This window comes from Paraburkholderia fungorum (assembly GCF_900099835.1).
GTDB lineage: Bacteria > Pseudomonadota > Gammaproteobacteria > Burkholderiales > Burkholderiaceae > Paraburkholderia > Paraburkholderia fungorum_A.
The window spans coordinates 73,816-95,895 of record NZ_FNKP01000004.1; the positions used below are offsets into that span (position 1 = coordinate 73,816).

Here is a 22,080-nt window from a genome sequence, read left to right on the forward strand (position 1 = left end):
TTTCGAACCGGCAACGAGAGGCGACGGCGAATTCAGGTCGCCGTTGGAACGATTGATTGGCTATATGGGATGCGGCCGGTCGCGCACGCAACCGGGCCGTTGAAAACATGCTTGAACGAGTTCGCCAGTATGGAGAAATTAAACGCTTGCGACACAGCTGCGTCGCCAAAAGCGACACACTGAAATCAACTCGATTTGATGAATTCAGTTCACGTGAATTCGCCTGCCGTGGCGCGGCAAGGTCAAATCGAAGCCATTCCTATGATGTCCGCCAGACGTTTCTTTGCCTCGATTTGCACTTCTGCTTCGCAAACTTCAGTGACGCGTAGGCTGGCGTTTACGATCGATTGCGCGTCTACCTCGAAATAGCGACGCAATTCAGCTCTTGAATCGCTACGGCCGAACCCGTCCGTACCCAACGTGATGTAGCGGCGGCCCTCCGGCACATAGCCGCGCACCAGTTCTGGCAATGCCTTGACGTAGTCGCAAGCCGCCACGATCGGACCACGTGTTCCGCGCATGTGCTTAGTGAACCAGCAGTCTTGAGTTTCACGCTTGCCGCTTCGCCATTCCCGCTCGCTGCGCATACCGTCTCTGGCTAGCTCGACATAGCTGGTCACACTCCAGACGTCGGCGGAGATATGGTGCTTCGACTCAAGCTCTTCAGCAGCCTTCAATACCTCGCTCATGATCGCGCCGCTGCCAAAGAGTTGCACGCGTCTTTCGAACGGTCCGCCTGCACGAAAACGATACATACCTCTAACGATACCCTCTTGAGAGTCGGCCACGAAAGTCGGCTGCGGGAGGTTTTCATTAGTGACGGTGATGTAGTAAAACTCATCATGTTGCTCGGTGAGTATGCGTCGCATGCCATAGTCGACGATCACCGCAAGCTCACCAGCAAACGATGGATCATAAGCGCGGCACGTGGGAATCGTCGATGCGAGCAGATGGCTCGATCCGTCCTGATGCTGCAATCCCTCACCCCCGAGCGTGGTTCGGCCAGATGTCGCGCCAATCAGAAAGCCTCTGGCTCGCTGGTCCGCTGCCGCCCAGACCAGATCGCCGATCCGCTGAAAGCCAAACATGCTGTAGTAGATATAGAACGGCAACATCGCCATACCATGGGTCGCGTAGCTGGTGCCGGCTGCCGTCCACGACGAAAGCGCGCCCGCCTCGGTGATGCCTTCCTCAAGGATCTGTCCATCGCGCTGCTCGCGATAGGAAAGTATCGACGCGTCGTCTTCCGGCTTGTACAGTTGACCGAAAGGTGCATAGATGCCCACTTGACGGAACAGATTAGCCATTCCGAAAGTGCGCGCTTCGTCTGCGACGATCGGCACGATTCTCGGACCCACAACCGTGTCTTTCAGTAACGCGCCAAGCTGCCGCACAAACGCGGTCGTGGTGCTCATGACCTTGCCGTCCGCGTTCAGGGAAAAGGCAGCCACGCTTTCAAGGTCTGGCACTGCCAGCGATTCGGATGAAGCACGGCGCTGCGGAAGGTGACCGCCAAGTGCTTCTCGACGATCGAGCATGTAGCGCAGTTCATCGCTGTCCGTTGGGAGCCGGTAGAAGCACGCATCCGAGACTTGCGCATCAGTCAACGGAAGATTGAATCGGTCCCTGAAGGCGAGTAGATCGTCTTTGTCCAACTTTTTCTGTTGATGTGTCGTCATGCGGCCTTGGGCTATAGCACCCATGCCGTAACCCTTCATCGTTTTGGCCAGAATGACCGACGGCTTGCCATTCCGGACCGTCGCAGCAGCAAACGCCGCATGAATCTTGACGGGGTCGTGACCGCCACGTCTAAGCGACGCAATATCGTCATCTGAGAGTGAATCGACCAGCGCTTTGAGCTCCGGCGAACGGCTGAAGAAAGTCTCGCGATTGAAGGCGCCGTCGTTTGCAGACAGCGTCTGGAATTCACCATCTACCGTGCTCGCGAAAATGCCCTCAAGCACACGGTCATGATCCCTTGCGAACAACGCGTCCCACTCCGATCCCCATAGACACTTAAAGACATTCCAGCCAGCCCCGGCGAACAACGCTTCAAGTTCGTCGATGACGCGTCCGTTCCCCCGCACCGGGCCATCCAACCTCTGCAGATTGCAATTGATCACAAATACGCAATTGTCCAGCTTCTCTCGGGCCGCGAGCGTCAACGCACAGGTTGACTCGGGCTCGTCCATCTCGCCATCACCGAAGAATCCCCATACCCGCCGCTCACCTGCCTGTTTCAGTCCGCGATTCTCCAGATAGCGGATAAACCGCGCCTGATAGATGGCGTTGAGCGGACCCAGACCCATCGAGCCCGTCGGAAACTGCCAGAAATCAGGCATCAGATAGGGATGCGGATAAGAGCTTAGGCCACGGACACCCTTGCTGCTAGCGACGATCTCCTGTCGATAGTGGCCTAAAGACTCCTCAGAGATTCTGCCCTCCAGAAACGCACGCGCGTACACACCAGGCGCCGAATGCGCCTGAAAGAAAACAAGGTCTCCTCCTTCTGGCGAATCGGGGCCACGAAAAAAGTGCTCGTAGCCGACTTCGAAGAGGTCGGCTGCCGACGCATAGCTCGCGATATGCCCACCGAGCTCCCCTTGTGCCCGATTTGCCCTCACGACCATGGCAAGTGCATTCCAGCGCGATATGGCGGAAATGCGTGCCTCAAGCGCAAGATTTCCGGGATACGCCGGCTGCTCTTCCACGCCAACCGTATTGATGTAGGGCGATACCAAAGGAGGCCGCCAGCCAACTTTCCGCGTACGCGCATGGGCAAGCAATGCGTCGAGCAACGTTCGCGCTCGGGCCTTGCCATCTTCTTTTCCCCATGCATGTAGCACGCCGTCAAGTGCATCGCACCACTCCTTAAGTTCGCCCGGATCCGGGTCGGGCGTCGTTGCTTCGGGTGCGTCATCCTGTCTTGCCATCGTCGTGCTCCCAGATTCGTGGTCTGTGTCCATCGCGCCCAATTGCCGTCGGCGATCGGGCGCCACAGGTTATCAACCGTCCTTGAACAGGAAGCTGTATGCGTTCAGTGCAGGCGCGCCGCCGAGGTGCGCATACAAAACCTTCGAGCCTTCCGGAAACTCGCCTAGACGAACCATATCGACCATGCCCTGCATCGACTTGCCTTCGTATACCGGGTCGGTCATCATGCCCTCCAGTCTGGCGCTCAGCCTGATGGCCTCGAGCGTTTGCTCTGACGGAAGCCCGTATTCGGGACCGCCGTATCGAGTGTCCAGTACCACGTCTGAATCGTGGATGGGTCGACCGAGTTGAACCAGATCAGCGGTATGACGCGCGATCCGAAGGATCTGATCGCGGGTCTGTTCGGGCTTGGCGGAAGCGTCAATGCCTATGACTTTGTCGGCCCGGCCATCCGCCGCGAAGCCGACAACCATGCCCGCCTGGGTGCTGCCGGTCACGGAACAGACCACGATGTAGTCGAACTTGAAGCCCAGTTCCGCCTCCTGCGCCCGGACCTCCTCCGCAAAGCCAACAAATCCTAGTCCACCCAGTCGATGCTCCGAACATCCCGCGGGAATCGGATAAGGCTTGCCACCCGCGTCCCGAACACTCTGCATAGCCTGTTCCCAGCTTGGCCGGATGCCGATGTCGAAGCCATCGCTGACGAGACGTACATCAGCGCCGAGCATACGTGACATCTGAATATTGCCGACGCGGTCGTAGACAGCGTCCGAGTAATTAACCCAGTTCTCCTGCACCAGCACGCACTTCAGCCCAAGATGGGCCGCGACGGCCGCCACCTGTCTGGTTTGATTCGACTGGATTCCTCCGATCGAAACGAGCGTATCGGCGCCTTGATCCAGCGCGTCAGGAATGATGTATTCCAGCTTTCGCGTCTTGTTGCCTCCAAAAGCGAGACCGCTGTTGCAGTCTTCACGCTTGGCATAAAGGTGCACTTTGCCACCTAGGGCTTCACTAAGCCTGGGCAGCGCATGAATAGGTGTGTGCCCAAAGGTAAGTTTATGGCGGGGGAATTGACTGAGGTTCACGTACGCTCTCCGATCTGATGGGGCACTGGAAAAAGACGCTATATGTTCGCGTCATTGCACTTACAAATCGTATAGAAAAGAGGACGAAACGTGGTTGCGAAGAATAATGGATAGATAGACTATCGTTTAGTTAAAGTCGCAGTTTTGCTGATCACAATATCTTTCCTTCTCTCATAGGCGAAATAAAATTGCGTTCGAACAAACAGAAGCCCGTTTTGCCGGGCTCCGAACTAGACCGGATCGATAAGGCCATCCTGCGTGCGCTTCAGAAAGACGCGTCCATCTCCAACGTCGCACTGGCGGCCAAGGTTGCACTGAGCGCACCCGCCTGCTTACGCCGCGTCGAACGATTGAAGAGCCTTGGCTTGATTCGCGGAGTCGTTGCGTTGCTGGACGCGGCGGCGCTTGAAGTTGGCATGCTGGTCATCATCGGTGTCGTGCTGGACCGCTCGACACCGGAGTCTTTCTCCGATTTCGAGAAAGCGGCGCAGAAAATTTCAGGGTGCATGGAGTGTCACGTCGTGACTGGAGAGTTCGACTATTTCATGATGCTTCGCACCCGGGATAACGACAGCTTCAATCGTCTCCACGCTGAACAGCTTCTGTATTTGCCAGGCGTCCGTCAGATTCGAACGTTTATGGTGCTAAAGCAGGTCTTCTCTACGACACAGCTGACTATCTAGAATCGTGCATCGGTTGATCTCGTTCGATCCAGAACCATATTTGAATTCACTTTTCGCCATTCAGTGCACCGAAAGCCTTTTTGAACAATGACGCTGACAATATGTGCGGCTCACACAACGAGAATTGATATAGATCCTAGATTTTTCGTCGTGGTGAGTGAAAGTGCTGATGAAACGATCCTTGACGAGGAGCGATTCCGTCAGATGAAAAAAAGGCGGCGCATGTAGCGCCGCCAAACCAATCTCAGACAGATTGGGCAACAACGAAGCTTTCGTCCGGTGTGCCATGTTCTTTCATTATTATCAGGCTCCGTCTGCGTCACTCCGATACGCAAATCTGCACTCCAGCCTCCTAGGGACAACCTTCCGCTGCAAGCATTTAGTCAAAGTTCTATGAGTCTCAGCGACGTGCTGGTATGACGAAACCTACGCGTTCCAACTCAGGATCTACGTGACCACCTCATCGACTACACATACACCAGCCGACATCATGTGACTCCCATACACATATACTTGATCACGAGATAGTCGTCGATTCCGTAATGGGAGCCCTCGCGTCCGAGCCCCGATTGCTTAACGCCGCCGAATGGCGCGACTTCATTCGAGATCAGCCCGGTGTTGATGCCGACCATTCCATATTCGAGCGCTTCGGCGACCCGCCACACGCGGCTGATATCGCGGCTATAGAAATACGAGGCGAGACCGAATTCGGTATTGTTGGCCAGCCTCACGACCTCTTCATCCGATGAGAAGCGGAACAGCGGCGCAAGCGGCCCGAAGGTCTCATCACGCGCGACCTGCATGTCCGAGGTGACGTCCAGAAGCACGGTGGGTTCGAAGAATCCGTGTCCTAACGCGTGACGCTTGCCGCCGGCGACAACACGCGCGCCTTTCGCCAGCGCATCTTCAATATGCGACTCGACCTTGCGTACCGCCGCTTCGTTGATCAATGGCCCTTGCGTGACGCCTGCATCGGTGCCCGCGCCCACCTTCAGTTGTTCGACCGCAACGCGCAACTTGTCGGCGAACGCCTCATAGACCTTCTCGTGCACATAGAAGCGATTCGTGCAGACGCAGGTCTGACCGCTATTGCGATACTTCGACGCAATCGCACCGGCCACGGCGGCGTCCAGATCGGCATCGTCGAACACGATGAACGGCGCATTGCCACCGAGTTCGAGCGACACCTTCTTGACTGTCGGCGCGCACTGCGCCATCAGCAGGCGGCCCACCGGCGTCGAACCGGTGAACGACAGCTTGCGCACCACCGGATTACCGGTCAGCTCGGCACCGATCGCTTTCGGCTCGCCGGTCACGACGTTGAACACGCCGCGCGGCACGCCCGCGCGTTCGGCGAGCACCGCCAGCGCCAATGCGGACAGCGGCGTGGCCTCGGCTGGTTTAACGACGATCGGGCAGCCAGCCGCCAACGCCGGGCCGACCTTACGGGTAATCATCGCGGCAGGGAAGTTCCACGGCGTGATCGCTGCGCAAACACCCACGGGCTCTTTCACGACGACGATCCGTTTGTCGCTGGCCGGCGTGGGAATGGTGTCGCCATAAACCCGCTTGCCTTCTTCCGCGAACCATTCCAGGAACGATGCCGCGTACTGGATTTCGCCCTTGGCTTCCGCGAGCGGCTTGCCTTGTTCGGTCGTGAGGATCGTCGCCAGATCGTCGGCGTTTTCCAGCATCAGGTCGTGCCATTTGCGCAGGACCGCGGCGCGTTGCTTCGCCGTGGTCGCTCGCCATGCGGGCCATGCCGCGTTCGCCGCGTCGATCGCGTGACGCGTTTCGGCCGCGCCCATCAGCGGCACCGTGGCAATTGTTTCGCCGGTAGCGGGATTGTTGACCGCGAAGGTTGCGCGTGCGTCGGCGGCTCGCCACTCGCCCGCGATGTACGCACGTGTCTGGAGCAGGGTCGGGTCTTTTAAAACTTGCGTGGTCATTGGATCAAGGTCTTTGTGGTCGTCGAATCGGAGCGCGGCCTGGAGCCGCACGGCTTCCACTCAGGAAATCAGGCGGTCACGGCGAGGCTTTCGTTGATGACGTCTTCGAGAATGCGCATGCCTTCGTCGAACACGGCGTCCTGAATCGTCAGCGGGAACAGGAAGCGCACGACGTTCGAGTAGACCCCGCATACGAGCAGCAGCAAGCCGCGCTCGAGCGCGCTAGCCTGCACGCGCTTCGTGAACTCTGCATCCGGCTCGACGCCGCCCGGCCTGCAGAACTCGACCGCCACCATCGCGCCTGGTCCGCGTACGTCCGCGATTTGAGGCACAGTTTTCTGCAGTGCGCCGAGCTTCGCTTTGACCCGCTCGCCCAGCACGCTCGCGCGTTCGCACAACTGCTCTTCGTCGATGATGTCGAGCACCGCGTGCGCAGCAGCGAGTGCCAGCGGATTGCCCGCGTACGTGCCGCCCAGGCCGCCCGGCGCCGCCGCGTCCATCAGGTCGGCGCGGCCCACCACTCCGGAAAGCGGCATGCCACCCGCGAGGCTCTTCGCGACGGTCATCAGGTCGGGCACCACATCGTAGTGATGCATCGCGAACAGCTTGCCGGTGCGGGCGAATCCCGTCTGCACTTCATCGGCGATCAGCAGGATGCCGTGCTCGTTGCACAGCTTGCGCAGCGCGCGCACGAATTCGGCCGGCGCCGGGTAGAAGCCGCCTTCGCCCTGCACCGGTTCGAAGATGATCGCGGCCACGCGCTTCGGATCGATATCGGCCTTGAACAGATACTCGATGGCCTTCAGTGAGTCCGCGGTCGTGACGCCGTGCAGCGGGTTCGGGAACGGCGCATGGAACACGTCCGACGGGAACGGGCCAAAGCCAAGCTTGTACGGCGCAACCTTGCCGGTGAGCGCCATGCCCATCAGCGTGCGGCCGTGGAAGCCACCGGTGAAAGCGATCACGCCGGCACGGCCAGTCGCGGCGCGAGCGATCTTGATGGCGTTTTCGACAGCCTCCGCGCCGGTCGTGAAGAACGCGGTTTTCTTCGGATAGTCGCCCGGCGCGCGCTGGTTAATCTTCTCCGCGAGTTCGACGTACGAGGCGTATGGCACGATCTGATACGCCGTGTGGGTGAAATGGTCGAGCTGCTCGCGAATCGCGGCGACGATCTTCGGATGACGATGCCCCGTGTTGCACACCGCAATGCCGCCCGCGAAGTCGATGAAACGGCGGCCTTCAACGTCCCACAACTCGGCGTTCTCGGCGCGCTCGGCATAAAAATCGCACATCACGCCGACGCCTCGCGGCGTGGCGGCATCCTTGCGGCTCTTCAGTTCGGCATTCTTGCTGGTCATCGCGTTGGCTCCTGGTTTCGCGAACGCCACGCTCAGGGCGCGGCACATGGAGCGACTATAATGAGATTTGGCTCTTAATTTCAGAGCCATTTTTATAAATATGTAGGAGCCAATTTTGCGAACGAGCGTGTTGTCCGACTGGCTGGCGCAGCGTCTGGACCGGGGCAACGGCCAGCCGGTGTACCGGCAGTTGCATCGGCTGTTGCAGCAGGCGATCCTGTCGCGCGAGTTGCCCGCGGGCAGCAAGGTGCCGTCGTCGCGCCTGCTCGCGCAGGAGTTGGGGATTGGGCGCAACACCGTCACGCAGGTGTATGAGCAGCTGGTGCTCGAAGGCTATGTGAGTTCGGCAACCGGACGTGGAACCTTCGTTTCCGACACGGCGCCGGACGAGATCGTCGGCGTGCCGGACCAGCGAAGCAAGGCGCACGCGCCCGACACGTCCGCGACGGAAACCGGCACATTGCCGCCGTCTTCCTCCGACGCGCGGCGCACACTGTCCGCGCGCGGTGCGCAACTGCTCACGGGGGCGGGCGTGTCCAGACGTCAGTGGGGGGCCTTCATGCCCGGCGTGCCGGACGTCACGAAATTTCCGTCGCGCGTCTGGAGCCGCCTGCACAACAAATACTGGCGGCGCTCACGTCCGGATCTGCTGACCTACGCGCCCGGCGGCGGCCTGGCTGCGCTGCGCCAGGCGCTAGCCGACTATTTGCGGACCTCGCGCTCAGTGCGCTGCACGCCCGGGCAGATCATCATTACGACGGGAATTCATCAGTCGGTGGATCTGGCGGTGCGCCTGTTGTCCGATCCGGGCGACGTGATCTGGACCGAGGACCCTTGCTACTGGGGCGTGCGCAGCGTGCTGCATGTATCCGGTCTGCAATCGCGGCCGATCGCTGTCGACGCGGAAGGCATCAACCCCTCACCGGACGATCTCGCGCAGCCGCCGAAGCTGATGCTCGTCACGCCGTCGCATCAATATCCGCTCGGCATGGTGATGAGTCTCGCGCGCCGCCGCATGTTGCTCGAATACGCGCGGCAGCATCAATGCTGGATCATCGAGGACGACTACGACAGCGAGTTTCGCTACGGCAGCCGCCCGCTCGCGTCGCTGCAAGGGTTGGATACGGCGGGGCAGGTGATCTACGTGGGCAGCTTTGGCAAGACGCTGTTTCCTGGCTTGCGCATCGGTTATCTGGTCGTGCCCGAGGCGCTAGCCGAGAGCTTCGCGACCGCCAGCGCCGAGTTGTATCGCGAAGGGCAGTTGCTGCAACAGGCGATGCTGGCAGACTTCATCGCGGAGGGCCATTTCGTCTCGCACATCCGCAAGATGCGCGCGCTTTATGGACAGCGCCGGCAGACGATACTCGACGCCGCCGCGCATCGTTATGGCGAGGCGTTGCCGGCGGTCGGCGGCGATGCGGGTCTGCATCTGGTGCTGCAATTGCCGGACGGCAGCGACGACCGTCTAGTGGCCGCCGCCGCGCTGGAGCGCAACATCATCGTGCGACCGCTGTCGGGGTATTACGCGCGGCCCTCGCTCGCGCCGTCGGGCTTGCTGATCGGCTATGCCTGCGTGCCTGACGAGCAGATCGTGCCTGCGTTCGATACGCTGGCGGGGGCGATTGATAAGACGCTGCATTTCGAAACATGACCTTCGGGTATGCAAGCTCGCGGGGAATGATTATCTCGAGAAACTCGATTACCCCGTTGGATTGCGCTTCTGCAACCTCCTACAGCAGGCAGCTACAATCACTGCGACCCTTTTGTGGATAGCAGCACGCAATTCAGCTTGAACGGGCCCACTTAATCAACGTCTTCTCCAAAGTCACTTGCTGGACTTCAAACGACCAATTGGCCCTGATAGGTAACCGTCAATCGCGGCCTAAAGAGCGAACCTTCGATGGCTCGCCCAAAGATCAGATTTCGCGACAAAGCCATATTCTCGTGTCCGTCCTCGAGGTAATCGACGTAAGTTCGACTTAACCAATAGAAAAACAAAAACAATCGAATTCTAATCATCGCATAAATTCATAAATCTGAATCTCAGAGATATCCGCGCGTTTATCGCCGTGGCACAGGCGGGAAACTTCACCAAGGCCGCACAACGGATGCATCTGTCGCAGCCTGCGCTGACCGTGCAGGTTCAGCGTATCGAAGAGACTGTCGGCGCCCGGCTATTCGACCGCAATAGCCGGAACGTGTCATTGACTCCAACTGGGAGGGAGTTGCTACCCGCGCTCCAAAAAGTGTTGCACGACATGGAGCACGTACTGCTCGATGCTCGTTCGCTCGGCGACGGATCAAGTGGCACAGTGCGCATTACCTGTCTGCCGACATTCGCAGCGAGCGTTTTGCCTGATCTCGTACGGGAAGTGAAAAAGCTCGTTCCTCGCGCTTCGTTTTACGTGCGCGACGTGGTCGCCAGCATGGTCAACACGCTGGTGCGTACCGAGGAAGTGGATATCGGTCTGACCGGGGCCGGGGTGACGGATCCGGCATTCGAAGTTATTCACACCGCTGACGATCGGCTCGTCGCCGTCTTCCCAAAGCAGCATCCATTGGCCAGACGTTCCCGCATCACGATGGCGGATCTTGAAAACGTACCGCTCGTACTGACTGCGCAAGGCACGAGCGTGCGCGCCGTCGTAGATAACGCCATCGCCGCTGCCGGATTCGCCGTTGAGATTTCGTGCGAGCCCACTTACATGATGACGGCGGTCGCCATGGTTCGCGCGGGGCTCGGCGTCACCATCCTGCCGGCGTCCGCGCGCGAGGTCAGGGCCGAACCGGGTCTTCTGGCGCGCCCCGTCGATGAACCCGCATTCACACGGCCGATCTCGCTGACTCGATATCCTGTTGCAGAAGCGTCGCGACAAGGCCGCGGCCAAGCGGTTTTTCAAGCGCGTGCTGGCGTCGTGTCCCGAAGTGCCGTGCAATATCGTCACCGACCAGTTGCGCAGCTACCCGGCGGCGAAGGCCGAAATTCCCGAACTGGCAAACGTCAAACTCGTTTTCGTCAAAGCCAGTGCGCGGGTGAACAACCGTGCCGAGAATAGCCATCAGCCTACGCGTGAACGAGAGCGCCGGATGCGTGGCTTCCGCGACCCGAAACGCTCGCAAGCTTTCCTGTCGAGCTTCGGACCGATCCGCCAGCACTTCGCGCTCAAGCGACATTTACTGGGTGCATCACTCTATCGCAAACAGCTCGCCGCACGCTTTGCTACGTGGCATCGCTTCACCGGGCTTACCCAAGATCCGTCCGATTTCTGAGCCAACGGTGCGCTCTATCGGCTATCACGTCATCAACACGTCAACGTGACAATGCCCTCGTGAGCAAGAATAGCCCAGGCGGTTCTGAACATTTTGTTTGCCAGGGCTATCGCCGCGACATTTGCTGGGCGTCTCGCCTGAATCGCCTTTTTGGCACGCCGTCGGTACTTTGGTGTGACACATAACAGAACGTGCCCCATGTATCAATAAGGTACGCAGGTACGGGTCACCGCGCCTTCAGATCGAGCCGAGCCGTATCTTTCCGCCCGTACCGTTCTGACGAGGAACGAGCCCCAGAAACGCTGCGAACTCGCGGCCTTACTTGAATGCCTTCGCGGCTCCAATTGTTGCCACCAAAGCCGTTGCAGTCAGCCGGCCGATTCCCGGTACTTCGGAAATCGCACGGCATGCTGCCTCCTGCTTCTGCCATGCATCAATCCTCTTCTCGAGTTGATTGATGTCTTCCTCAAACACGTTGATGCGACGCAACTGCTCGAGGAGGTTCAGAACTATTGATCGTGGTAGCGTGTCCTCAAGTTCTGCCATGTGATCCCTGATCTCATCGAGCCTTGCAACGCGTCCTGCGCGAAACGTAACGCAGAATTCACACAGCAACCCCCGCAGCTGATTTATTTGCATTGTTCGAAACTTGACGAGCAACGAGCGCATACGATGAAGGCTAGCATCACCTGCTGATCCTCTGTCTTGGCGGCAACAGTACGCATGCCGAGTTGCTGTACTGCTGTCCAGATTGCCCGGGCATCCGCCGCGTCGGTCTTGTTCGTTTGCACAAAAGGTCGAATGAATTGGGCGTGTAATAGCACCACCTCGTGTCCGAGCGCGCAAATCTTACGCGTCCACCAGTGAGCACTTCCGCAAGCTTCGAGGGCGACGCGACTGGCGGGGCGTTGCGCCAGAAATGTAATCAGATCGTCACGTCCGAACTTCCAATTTGCGATCTCGCCAGTTGGGTGCCGATTCCATACAACTGGAACACCCGCTTTGCAACATTGAGTCCGTATGTCGTCGCATTCATCTGGGGCCTCCGCTCCTTAAGTGGTTGTGGCGCAACTCCACTCTGGCATATTGATGCCGTTCGGACCTGGAGGCCTCAGTCGTGCCTAATTCCCCGGAGGGAGGGCGGTATCCATTCCACCTCGGCCAAGAAGGGACACCCGCCATCGCCGTTACGAAGTTATTTAACCGGCAATTTTCCATCGAAAATCAACATTCGCAGAAGACTTAAAACCAGTTACCTACCCTGAGGCGATGCGCAGGATAGCATTGGCGAGTTCGCTAGAAGTGCCAATAAAGCTGATCGGTTCGTGGTACTCGATGGCGCTTTGCTGCATGCCGGGCTCACCCGGTTCCGGCCGCAACACCATTGTCACCCCGCCGCATCGATGGATCGCCGCCAGCCCCCGCGAACCGTCATCGAGCCATCCCGATAAAACAACCCCTATTCCTCGCTTTCGTGCATATTCCGCGACGGATCCAAAAAGAAGATCAACAGTCCGATTTCGAAATACGTCAGCTTCCCCATTAATTAATGCGGCCTGGCCGCAAGCTGAGACAGTCAGATGCGCGGTAGGATGGCCGATGTAGCACACCCCTGTAAGCAGAGGTTCGCCCTCTTCCGCAATCCGCACCGGCAGACGTAGCTCCCGCTGCAGGACGCTCTGCAGGCGACTTTCGTACTCAATCGGGCGATGGAGAACCACGAGAAAAGAAGCATTGCAGTCCGGACTTAATTCCTTGAGCAAGTTGATAATGTCCCGCATCCCTGCCGGGCCAGATGCGCCGATCGCCACATACCACGGCAGCGGGGTATCCATACACCTCCTCTCTTTACTATCAGTACAGCGTACTCTAGCAATGATGCCCGCGTTGCGGTGCGGTTACAAGTAATCGCGTTCCTGCGGCCTTCCAAGCCGGGGGAGCGTTGCGCTCCCGTTCCCCGGGCGGCGCTCGAACGGCGTCAAAGGTTAGTAGGGGACGTTGATGATTTAACGCGGGACGTGATAAAGCGCGTGAGGTCTGATACGGCCAGTTTTTGCCATTCGACACAACATCCTGAATCGCCGACAATCGACCGATCCGCGACTCAATGAACCGTCAGCCCTATGAAAATCGCAGCCCTCTCCGACATTCACGGCAACCTTGCGGCATTAGATGCTGTGTTAAATGACGCCCATCGACATGACGCCGACGTTATCGTCAACCTCGGAGATATTTTTTCGGGCGCCCTCTATCCATCTCAAACGGCCGATCGGTTAAAGCCTCTAGGGCTGCCCACGATTAGGGGCAACCATGAAAGACAGATCCTTTCCAGCGATCCGTCTCGATTGGGACCGTCGGACCGCTTTGCCCGCCGCTCTCTACGGGACGATCAATTGGCTTGGATACGCGAATTGCCTGCAACACTGAAACTTGTCGAAGACGTGTTGCTTGTGCACGGCACGCCGAAAAGCGATATGCGTTACTTCCTCGATACTGTGACAGAACACGGTTGCCGAGTGGCGACGGTCGATGAGGTCGAAAGTCGCGTTGGCGATACCAACTCGACCTTGATTCTTTGTGGACACACGCATCTGCAACGATCCATGAGACTCGCTGATGGGCGTCTGATCGTGAATCCCGGCAGTGTTGGGCTGCAAGCTTACGAGGACAGTCTCCCGTTTCCACACCGTATGGAAATGGGATCACCACATGCTCGTTATGCCCTTGTCACTAGGACTGCGTCGGGATGGGACGTCGACTTTCGGGCCGTCGAATATGACTGGCATGAGGCTGCAAATGTAGCCGCATCGAACGGACGCCCTGACTGGGAAACTGCCCTTCGAACCGGATATTGTTAAAGGTTTTTACGCGGTTGCAGAATGGAATGTCCGCTTTCGAGAAACGCCACCGTCGCAAGTGGGTCCATAGTGTGTGAAAACGCATTGATCGCCTAAACTGAATCAACGCACTGAGACCGGCTGACTCATGAAGCGATTCGTTGAAGGCGATGACCGCAAGCAAGTCGCACTATTTCCCGAGTGTGTTGATGACTACATCGGACAGGACAATCCGGTGAGAGTCATCGTTGCCTTCGTCGATGAACTTGACCTTGCGGAACTCGGTTTCAACGTACCAAGCCGGCAATCACGGGCCGCCCGTCCTACCACCCGGGCGTGATGCTCAAGATCTACATCTACGGGTATCTGAACCGGATACCCTCCAACCGGCGGCTGGAGCGTGAATGTCAGCGGAACGTCGAGTTGATGTGGTTAACGGGACGTCAGACTCCGAATTTCAAGACGATCGCAGACTTTCGCCGTGACAGCGGTGCGGCCATTCGCAACGTATGCCGGCGTTCGTAGAACTGTGTCGCGGGCTAAAACTGCTACCCAGTGACATGGTGGCCATTGACGGTAGCAAGTTCAAGGCATCAAACAGTCGCGACAGAAACTACACGACAGGCAAGGCATTCAGCGATATCTCGACCTGATTGAAACCGCAGGCCGGACCAGTCCGACGGGTTTCGATGTGAAGACCGTGCGCCTGTACGAGAAGATCGCCCGCTTGCGACAACAGATGCGTGTGCTCGCACAGGTGAGCAAGCAACTAACGAAGCAGCCGGACAGACAGCTGTCGATGACGGCCCCCGACGCAAGATCCATGGCAACGAGCGGAAGAGGCTCCGGCATAGTGGGCGACAACGATCAGGTCGCCGTGGACACGAAGCATCACCTCATTGTTGAGCACGAGGTGACCAACGCCGGAAACGACCACGGTCAACTCAGCAAGATGGCACTGTCCAGGAAGAGCGCGGTGGGCAAACAGAAGCTGAAGGTTGTTGCTGACCGGGGCTATTTTAGCGGGCCGGAGATACGAGCATGTGATCTGAACGACATCAGCGCGTATGTCCCCAAGCCACTCACCTCCGCATCAACGAAGAAGCGCCTCTTTACGAAGGCCGACTTTGTCTATGAGGCCAAAGGCGATATCTTTCGATGCCCCGCCGGTGAGCGAGCCATCCACCGATTCAACACCGTCGAACATGACATAACTCGGCGGGTGTACTGGCCCAGCACCTGTCCACGTTGTCCGATCAATGAACGCTGCTCCCCCAGCGACTATCGCAGCATCCGACGGTGGGAGCACGAAAACCCTCTGGAAGCGATGCAGCGTCGGCTTGACCGGAAGTCCGATGCGATGACTATCCGTCGAAGTACCGTTGAGCATGTCTTTGGTACGCTCAAACACTGGACGGGTCCCGCACACTTCCTGACGAAGACTCTTGGGCTAGCGAGTACGGAGATGAGCCTTCAGGTATTAGCCTACAACCTCAAGCGAGTCATGAACATACTTGTGGTTGCTGGAACGATGAAGGCCATGAAGATGGCTGCAAGCTGAAGCCCAGAGGGGCTTTCTTGCGCTCGGGAAGTTCGATTGGCGCATGCCTGACGTTTCAAACTCGATCGACCCGACTAGCAATCGGCCGCCATGCGGCAAACACGGGGTTTCCACACACTCTGGACTCGTTGCTGCCCGTCGATCAACACGCCTGAAGTTCCAAAAGCGATTTCGAAGCTTCTTCCTGACTTTAGGCACGCGTGATGCTGCCCGGCGGGGAGACTATCTGCCGATAGACGATTTCGAAACTTTCGCTACGGGGACATCCATGAATATTCTTTTCGTGGACGACGACAGGGAGCGAGGCGAACTCCTAAGCCGCAATGCATGCAGACTGGGGCACATCAGTTCGGTAGCCTATACCCGTCGAGCCGCCGTGGAATATGCGAACACTGCCTGCTTCGATGTGATTGTGGTGAACATTGCGCCGCAACGGGGTGGACCGCGAAGCTTTGGGGCGGGCGATCCGGCAACACGGTCTCTCCCGGCGGGCAGTACTGGTTCAGGTTGGTCCACACCCGACAACCAAACGCAATCGGCGCCGGACTCCGGCGATCGATGGATTGATCATCCCATCGAACCACGCGACATCCGCAAATGGCTGTAAGCGTCGCACCACGCCTTGCAATTACCCACATCTCAGCCACGAAACCTGGTAACCTGGCACGCGTTATAGTCGTTGCGCGAGCGAGATGGCTAAAAAAGAGCGGGCAGACGAGCGAGCCTGGTTCGAGACGGAGATTGAGGCGAGCAAGTTTCAGGATGCCAGATTGCGCAAGCGCCTTGGCATGGTGCTGGAACAGTTGTGGTCGGGCAGCGCCAGACGATCCCCTTTTGCATGTCAGGATTGGTCTTCAACGAAGGCAGCTTACCGATTCTTGTCTAATGAGCGGGTCAGCGAGCAGGAGATCTTGAGCGGTCACTCCATGCAAGTGCAGAGCGCTTCAGGTCGACGCGGGGCCCCATGCGTATCCTTCAGGATACGACGACATTCTCATATCAGCGTGAGCGTCCAGAACTGATCGGCTATACAGGCGAAATGGCCATCAAGCGTTGAAAAAATGACTCGTTAAGGCTGCTGACACAATGCGGCATCCTAATGCATTCCAGTCTAGATGTTACTGCCGAGGGATTGCCGCTAGGTCTGGCCGCCGTAAAATTCTGGACCAGAAGCAGGTTCAAGGGTACTACCGCGCTGAAGCGATACATCAATCCTACACGCGTACAATTGATGAGAAGGAGAGTTACCGCTGGCTGGAGAACATGCGCCAATCACCAGCGCTGCTCGGCGACCCGGTTCGTTGCATTCACGTTGGCGATTGGGAAAGTGACTCTACGAACTGGTTTGTATAGCGTACGATCTGCGCACCTATTTTCTCATGCGGACCTGCGTTGACCGACTCGCCGGCGATGGCCAGCACACCATCGCAGACAAAATGGAACAGGTAAAGGTCAAAGGACTGCATCGTGTGGAGATGCGTGATGCGAAGGGGCATCCAATGACTGTAACCCTTGGGCGTCACTACCAGCGCATGACGGTGTTGCCGCCCATCGGCAAGCAAAGCCGCTACCCGGCGCTGCAATTCACGGTGATCCACGCGCAAGAGCGCGATGTGCCGCCCGGTCGTCCGGGCATCGAGTGGAAGCTGCTGACCAATCTCCCGGTCCAATCGCGTGCAGAAGCAATCGAGAAGCTCGACTGGTACGCCATGCGCTGGAAGATCGAAACGCTCCACAAGATTCTCAAATCCGGATGCAAGGCCGAGGACTCGAAGCTACGCACGGCCGATCGACTTGCGAACCTTATCTCCGTATTCTGCATCCTGAGCTGGCGCATATTCTCGCTGACAATGACAAGTCGATGTGCGCCGCAAGCTCCAGCCGAGGCAGCCTTCACCTCAACGGAAATAGAATTACTCCAACGCATAGTCCCTGGCTTGCCGCTTACCGCACAGGCACCACTGCTTCTGCGAAACCTGATCAAGGTCGGCCGGCTTGGAGGCTATCTGGCTCGAGCCAGTGATGCGCCACCAGGCAATACCGTCCTGTGGCGTGGCATGCGGCGCCTCGCCGATATTCAACTAGGTTATGAACTCGCCCTGAATGGAAGTGGGTAATTGCAAGGTCGGCGACACGTTTACAAGGGCTTTCAATGAATTGATCGACAATCGTAGCCGCCAGTCACGAGTATAAACAGTTCGATCTTGAGCCGATAAATGAGGCCGTCACCGGCTGCATTAGAAACGCGCGGCCCGCACCCTCCGAATTCGCTGCCGAGTTCGACGAATACGCGCCGACCAAGAGCGAAATGTCGCGTGACATTGCTTCAGGCTGTCGCCCTGCTACCGTCGCTCAGAATGACTCGGTGATACCCACGTGTGCAATCAATTGCGTGCGATTGGAGGAATTACCGTTAGGGTAAGTGGCGGCCGTTGCTCCGTTGCCCGACGCGATCTGATAGGTCAATGTCGCCTGAAGCTGCGCACGTTTTGACAGTGAGTACAGATTGCCAGCTTCCACCATATTCCAGTGATCTGATCCCATACTCGAATAGGTGTAGTTAAGTGTGACAGCTTCAGCCGGAGTCAGACGATACAGCATGCCAACGTCCTGATTGTCGAAATGCGTTGACGCATCCGCGCCTTTGATATCCGTACGTGTGAACAGTGCGTTGAGCACCAGCGTATCCCCGACTTTGTAAGTCAAACCAATTCCGAGATTGTTCACCCCGTTTGACTGAAACGTTTTTGTACTCGATAGCGTCTGACCAAGAAAGCTGGTGTATCCAAAATACGTGTAAAGGTCGAGCACGCGCCGCTGCGTTGCCATATACGTAATCCCTGCCGACAATGGCCCATTGTCGTAAGTAACGAAAGCGCCCGCCGTATGCCCTGTAGCATCCGATCCGGAAAAGCCGTACATTGCGCCGGCCCGCACGCCGAACCAGTTGGGACTTTTATACTTCACCGCGTTTTCGATCTGATAGCCATTCGTGAGACTGTCGAGATTGCCGGCGTGATACGCATACAGGTTGCGGTTCCAGAAAGCATTCGAGTAGCGAATCGCGACATCATCCATCAGGTCCGACTGTCGCCCAAGCGTTAGCGTGCCGTAAGGACCGTCCAGACCCGCATAGGCCTGCCGGTCGAACAGAATGCCCGACTTGATCAGGGCGCCAGTGTTGACGTTAAAACCGCTCTCGAGCATGAACACCGCCTTGGTGCCGCCACCCAGATCCTCACTGCCAGTCAGCCCCCACCGAGTCGGGGCGCCGATACCAGACGCTGCGCCAAGGGCCGAACCTCCTTTCTTGTTGCTGATGTAAGTTAGACCTGAGTCGACCTGCCCCCATAACGTCACCGAACTCTGGGCTTGGGCGAGCGTGCTACACAGGAGACTACATCCTGCGAATATCAGTTTTTTATTCATGGCTTCGGGTGATGATTTGTTCAAGAGGAGAAGTCAGTTTCATCGTCCAATTGACCATACGCGGTCAATTCGTCAACAGATGGTCAAATCATGAAGCAAATCAAAGCTGCTTATCAAGCGAAAAATTAATTGCCGCCACTTGACCTTCCATAATTGACCCGACAATAATCACTCCCTTGGTTTATTTGTCCACCAATGGAAACATTAATAGAGCTGCCGGGCAGAGTACAGAAGCACCGTCACGGCGTGGGGAAGCCGCTATCCCTCTGCCTGCGCGCACAAAGCCCAATCGGCAATGTTTTTACTGAAATCAGAGAGGGACCATGCTTACTGCCAGACGTACCAATGTGCGCTATTTGATGTTGCTGCTCGTGTTTGTCGGAACCGTCATCAACTATGTCGACCGCGCAAATCTCTCTGTTGCCGCTCCACTCTTGCGGCATGAGTTCGCGTTAGGGCCTGTTGAACTGGGCGTGCTTTTTTCCGCCTATTCATGGACGTACGTGCTTGCGAACATTCCAGGCGGATGGATCGTCGACCGTTTCGGATCACGTGTCATGTACGCTCTCGCGTTGCTCATCTGGTCAGCATTTACCGTCGCCCAAGGATTCGCAGGCCGTTTTTCAACCATCTTCGGCCTGCGGCTAGGTGTAGGCGTCGCGGAAGCGCCAACGTTTCCGATCAACAATCGTGTTGTCTCCGTATGGTTCACGCAACGCGAGCGTGGCAGCGCTACAAGCGTCTATCTGGTCGGCCAGTACCTCGGCATGGCGGCATTCACGCCCGCTCTCTATTGGATCGCCAGTTCTTTCGGCTGGCGCGAGATCTTTTATGTCACGGGTGTAGCCGGCATAATCTGGGCGGCCGTCTGGTATCTGTTGTACCGCGATCCCGAGGCGTGCAAATGGGCTAACGCTGCAGAATTGCATTACATCCGCGTAGGAGGCGCGCTCATCGGTGCCCCACGTGCTCGAGCGTCGGGTGGATTTCCTTGGAGCAAACTCGCTCTCGTGTTTCGCAACCGTCAGATTATCGCTATCTGCGTCGGCAAGTTCGCGTCGCTCTCGTCGCTCTACTTCTTTCTCACCTGGTTTCCGAGCTACTTGATCAGCGAACGTCACATGACCGTGTTGAAGGCCGGTGGAGTTTCGGCCGTGCCCTTCATCGCGGCATCCATCGGTGTGCTCGCGGGCGGCGCACTATCCGACCTGCTGTTGCGGCAGGGCGCAACCGTGGGAACCGCTCGCAAGACACCGATCATCACCGGTTTGCTGCTCGTGCCAACAATGACCCTTGCGCTGCTGACCAACAGTAATGCCGCGGTGATTGCAATCATGTCGTTTGCGTTTTTCGCGCAGGGAGTCGCATCGGCCTCGTGGTCCTTGATTGGCGACATTGCACCGAAAAGCATGATCGGTATCACGGGCGGCGCGGTGAACTTTGCGGGTAATCTGTCAGGAATCGTTACCCCCATTGCGATCGGCTTCATTCTGCGCGAAACCGGTTCATTCGGCTGGGCGCTTGGTTTGATCAGCTTGTTTGCCGTGCTCGGCGCGTTCTCTTATCTGGTGTTGCTAGGAGAAGTAAAGCGCATCGAAATCGACGAGCCAGTTGATGCAATGACGATGAGCGACCGATAAACACACTGGCTGCGGCGCAGAGACCCACATATGGCGAGAGGCAGACCAATGCGCGTCAAGGTCTTTCTCATGCCTGTTGTCGCCTGACCACTTCAATAAGGATTCAATGTTGGGGTAATGCTCATTGGCGCGGAAATGCGGCAATCCGGTCATCACGAATCAATTGCAGCGCAGGTTCCTGGCAGAAAAGCTAGGACAGCTCGTTCAGACGAGCATTTTTGAAGCGGTGCCGGTGGCCCGTCTGGTATCGTTAAGTCCAGCACGATCAGTTTTGGACCGGGTAAGATTGGTTGCACTGTGGCAACCACACGTACGGTCATAGGAACCATTATGTCTGACTACACCGATGCGGCTTCGGATGCCGAAGATACCTACCTCGTCCCAGCCCTTGAGCGTGGGTTGCGTATCCTTGAGCTATTCTCCCACCACGATCCGGTGCTCACGCCCAACGACATTGCAATCCGGCTCGGCCTGCCGCGTACCACCGCTATCCGCCTCGTGCAAACCCTCGCGTCGCTTGGCTATCTCGAGCGTGCAAACCGCGACCGCGATTTCCGCCTCGGACCCCGCGTGACAAAGCTCGGCTTCGAATACATGAACTCGATGGAATTGACCGACATCGGTATGCCTGTCATCGAGAGACTTCGTGATGAAACGGGTTTTGCAAGCTATCTGCTTGTTCGCGACGAGCGCGACGTCGTCTTCATCGCGAAAGCGTGGACGCATGAGCTGACACTTAACCGGATCAAGGTGAACGTCGGATCGCGCATTCCCGCGCACGCCTCCGTGCACGGCCATGTATTGCTGGGCGATCTGAGCGAGGCAGCAATGGAAAAACTCTTCCCTGAGCCGATGCTGGCTACCTACACGCCTTACACGCCTCGCAACGCGAAGGAAGTCTACGAACGAGCCCAGAAGTATCTCGCCGAAGGATGTGCAGTCAGCGAATCGTCGTTCGAGCCGGGCATTTCGGTTGTCAGTACTTCTGTACGCGACAACTCGGGGATGATCGTTGCCGCCGTGACCTTGACTGTGGCGCGTCCATTTCTGGAGAAGACGCTGGTCGATCAAGGACTGGTGGGCCGCGTTAAAGCAGCCGCGCAGGATCTGTCCGAGCGACTTGGTTATTGTGGAAAAAGTGCTGGCGCACCCACGTAGAAAAAGCGAATCGCGGGAGACGCGCGACGGTCCTGTTGTTGATTTACTGAGATGGACCCCGCGCCCCTTCGGGGAAGCGCGGTACATACTGAATGTCGTCTTCACCAGACCACATCGGGAGGTTCATCGATGGAAATCGATATTCTCGGCATTGATCTAGCCAAGCACGTCCT

14 protein-coding genes and 4 pseudogenes are annotated in these 22,080 nt (G+C 57.6%); 11 read left to right on the forward strand and 7 right to left on the reverse strand.

What is annotated here, in order from left to right:
- Window positions 1–242: 242 nt before the first annotated feature.
- Together mdeB and BLS41_RS35930 are read right to left on the reverse strand one after the other, a co-directional pair.
- Entirely contained in the window at window positions 243–2,933 is a 2,691-nt protein-coding gene (mdeB, locus tag BLS41_RS35925; RefSeq protein WP_074773786.1) for an alpha-ketoglutarate dehydrogenase, read from the reverse strand.
- A 72-nt stretch (window positions 2,934–3,005) separates the two neighbouring features.
- A complete protein-coding gene (locus BLS41_RS35930) occupies window positions 3,006–4,022 on the reverse strand; it encodes a 1-aminocyclopropane-1-carboxylate deaminase (RefSeq protein WP_074773790.1) in 1,017 nt (338 codons plus the stop codon).
- A 173-nt stretch (window positions 4,023–4,195) separates the two neighbouring features.
- On the opposite strand from BLS41_RS35930, the gene BLS41_RS35935 reads away from it, so the two are divergent.
- A complete protein-coding gene (locus BLS41_RS35935) occupies window positions 4,196–4,705 on the forward strand; it encodes an Lrp/AsnC family transcriptional regulator (protein ID WP_074773795.1) in 510 nt (169 codons plus the stop codon).
- A gap of 488 nt (window positions 4,706–5,193) precedes the next feature.
- Here BLS41_RS35935 and gabD read toward each other — a convergent pair whose 3' ends face one another.
- Window positions 5,194–6,654, reverse strand: a complete 1,461-nt coding sequence (gene gabD / locus BLS41_RS35940) for an NADP-dependent succinate-semialdehyde dehydrogenase (RefSeq protein WP_074774864.1) — start codon at window positions 6,652–6,654, stop codon at window positions 5,194–5,196.
- A gap of 68 nt (window positions 6,655–6,722) precedes the next feature.
- Window positions 6,723–8,012 (reverse strand): 4-aminobutyrate--2-oxoglutarate transaminase, encoded by a 1,290-nt coding sequence (locus tag BLS41_RS35945; RefSeq protein ID WP_074773800.1) that lies wholly within the window; start codon window positions 8,010–8,012, stop codon window positions 6,723–6,725.
- Window positions 8,013–8,127: 115 nt separating this feature from the next.
- Between BLS41_RS35945 and BLS41_RS35950 the strand changes: the two genes are divergently transcribed.
- The 3 genes and pseudogenes from BLS41_RS35950 to BLS41_RS40340 form a co-directional block, all read left to right on the forward strand.
- On the forward strand, window positions 8,128–9,663 hold the full coding sequence (locus BLS41_RS35950) for a MocR-like pyridoxine biosynthesis transcription factor PdxR (RefSeq protein ID WP_074773805.1): 1,536 nt from the start codon (window positions 8,128–8,130) through the stop codon (window positions 9,661–9,663).
- Between the two features lie 379 nt (window positions 9,664–10,042).
- A pseudogene (locus BLS41_RS40335) lies at window positions 10,043–10,861 on the forward strand (LysR family transcriptional regulator); the annotation flags it as partial.
- Window positions 10,857–11,282 (forward strand): annotated as a pseudogene (locus tag BLS41_RS40340) (DDE-type integrase/transposase/recombinase); the annotation flags it as partial. The pseudogenes BLS41_RS40335 and BLS41_RS40340, both read left to right, overlap by 5 nt.
- Window positions 11,283–11,314: 32 nt before the next feature.
- Here the strand turns inward: BLS41_RS40340 and BLS41_RS35965 are convergent.
- Window positions 11,315–12,318, reverse strand: a pseudogene (locus BLS41_RS35965) (IS110 family transposase).
- Between the two features lie 220 nt (window positions 12,319–12,538).
- Window positions 12,539–13,117, reverse strand: coding sequence for a chemotaxis protein CheB (locus tag BLS41_RS35970; RefSeq protein ID WP_074773815.1), 579 nt, complete (start codon window positions 13,115–13,117; stop codon window positions 12,539–12,541).
- A 288-nt stretch (window positions 13,118–13,405) separates the two neighbouring features.
- Between BLS41_RS35970 and BLS41_RS35975 the strand changes: the two genes are divergently transcribed.
- The 5 genes and pseudogenes from BLS41_RS35975 to BLS41_RS39435 all read left to right on the forward strand — a co-directional run bounded on the left by BLS41_RS35975 (window position 13,406) and on the right by BLS41_RS39435 (window position 17,797).
- Entirely contained in the window at window positions 13,406–14,140 is a 735-nt protein-coding gene (locus BLS41_RS35975; protein ID WP_074773820.1) for a metallophosphoesterase family protein, read from the forward strand.
- 127 nt (window positions 14,141–14,267) lie between these two features.
- A pseudogene (locus BLS41_RS35980) lies at window positions 14,268–15,680 on the forward strand (IS1182 family transposase).
- A gap of 268 nt (window positions 15,681–15,948) precedes the next feature.
- The gene (locus BLS41_RS38775; RefSeq protein WP_143026493.1) at window positions 15,949–16,287 is read left to right on the forward strand and encodes a response regulator transcription factor; all 339 of its coding nucleotides are present in this window, start codon (window positions 15,949–15,951) and stop codon (window positions 16,285–16,287) included.
- Window positions 16,288–16,372: 85 nt separating this feature from the next.
- The gene (locus BLS41_RS40230) at window positions 16,373–16,702 is read left to right on the forward strand and encodes an IS4/Tn5 family transposase DNA-binding protein (RefSeq protein WP_216350657.1); all 330 of its coding nucleotides are present in this window, start codon (window positions 16,373–16,375) and stop codon (window positions 16,700–16,702) included.
- A gap of 318 nt (window positions 16,703–17,020) precedes the next feature.
- Window positions 17,021–17,797, forward strand: a complete 777-nt coding sequence (locus BLS41_RS39435) for an IS4 family transposase (RefSeq protein ID WP_290439550.1) — start codon at window positions 17,021–17,023, stop codon at window positions 17,795–17,797.
- Between the two features lie 235 nt (window positions 17,798–18,032).
- On the opposite strand, the gene BLS41_RS35990 is transcribed toward BLS41_RS39435, so the two are convergent.
- Window positions 18,033–19,109: a porin gene (locus BLS41_RS35990; RefSeq protein ID WP_074773825.1), complete on the reverse strand. Its 1,077-nt coding sequence runs from the start codon at window positions 19,107–19,109 to the stop codon at window positions 18,033–18,035.
- A gap of 323 nt (window positions 19,110–19,432) precedes the next feature.
- Here BLS41_RS35990 and BLS41_RS35995 point away from each other — a divergent pair, with 323 nt between their 5' ends.
- Window positions 19,433–20,749 (forward strand): MFS transporter, encoded by a 1,317-nt coding sequence (locus tag BLS41_RS35995; RefSeq protein WP_074773829.1) that lies wholly within the window; start codon window positions 19,433–19,435, stop codon window positions 20,747–20,749.
- A gap of 330 nt (window positions 20,750–21,079) precedes the next feature.
- Window positions 21,080–21,907 (forward strand): IclR family transcriptional regulator, encoded by an 828-nt coding sequence (locus tag BLS41_RS36000; RefSeq protein ID WP_074773832.1) that lies wholly within the window; start codon window positions 21,080–21,082, stop codon window positions 21,905–21,907.
- Window positions 21,908–22,080: the final 173 nt, after the last annotated feature.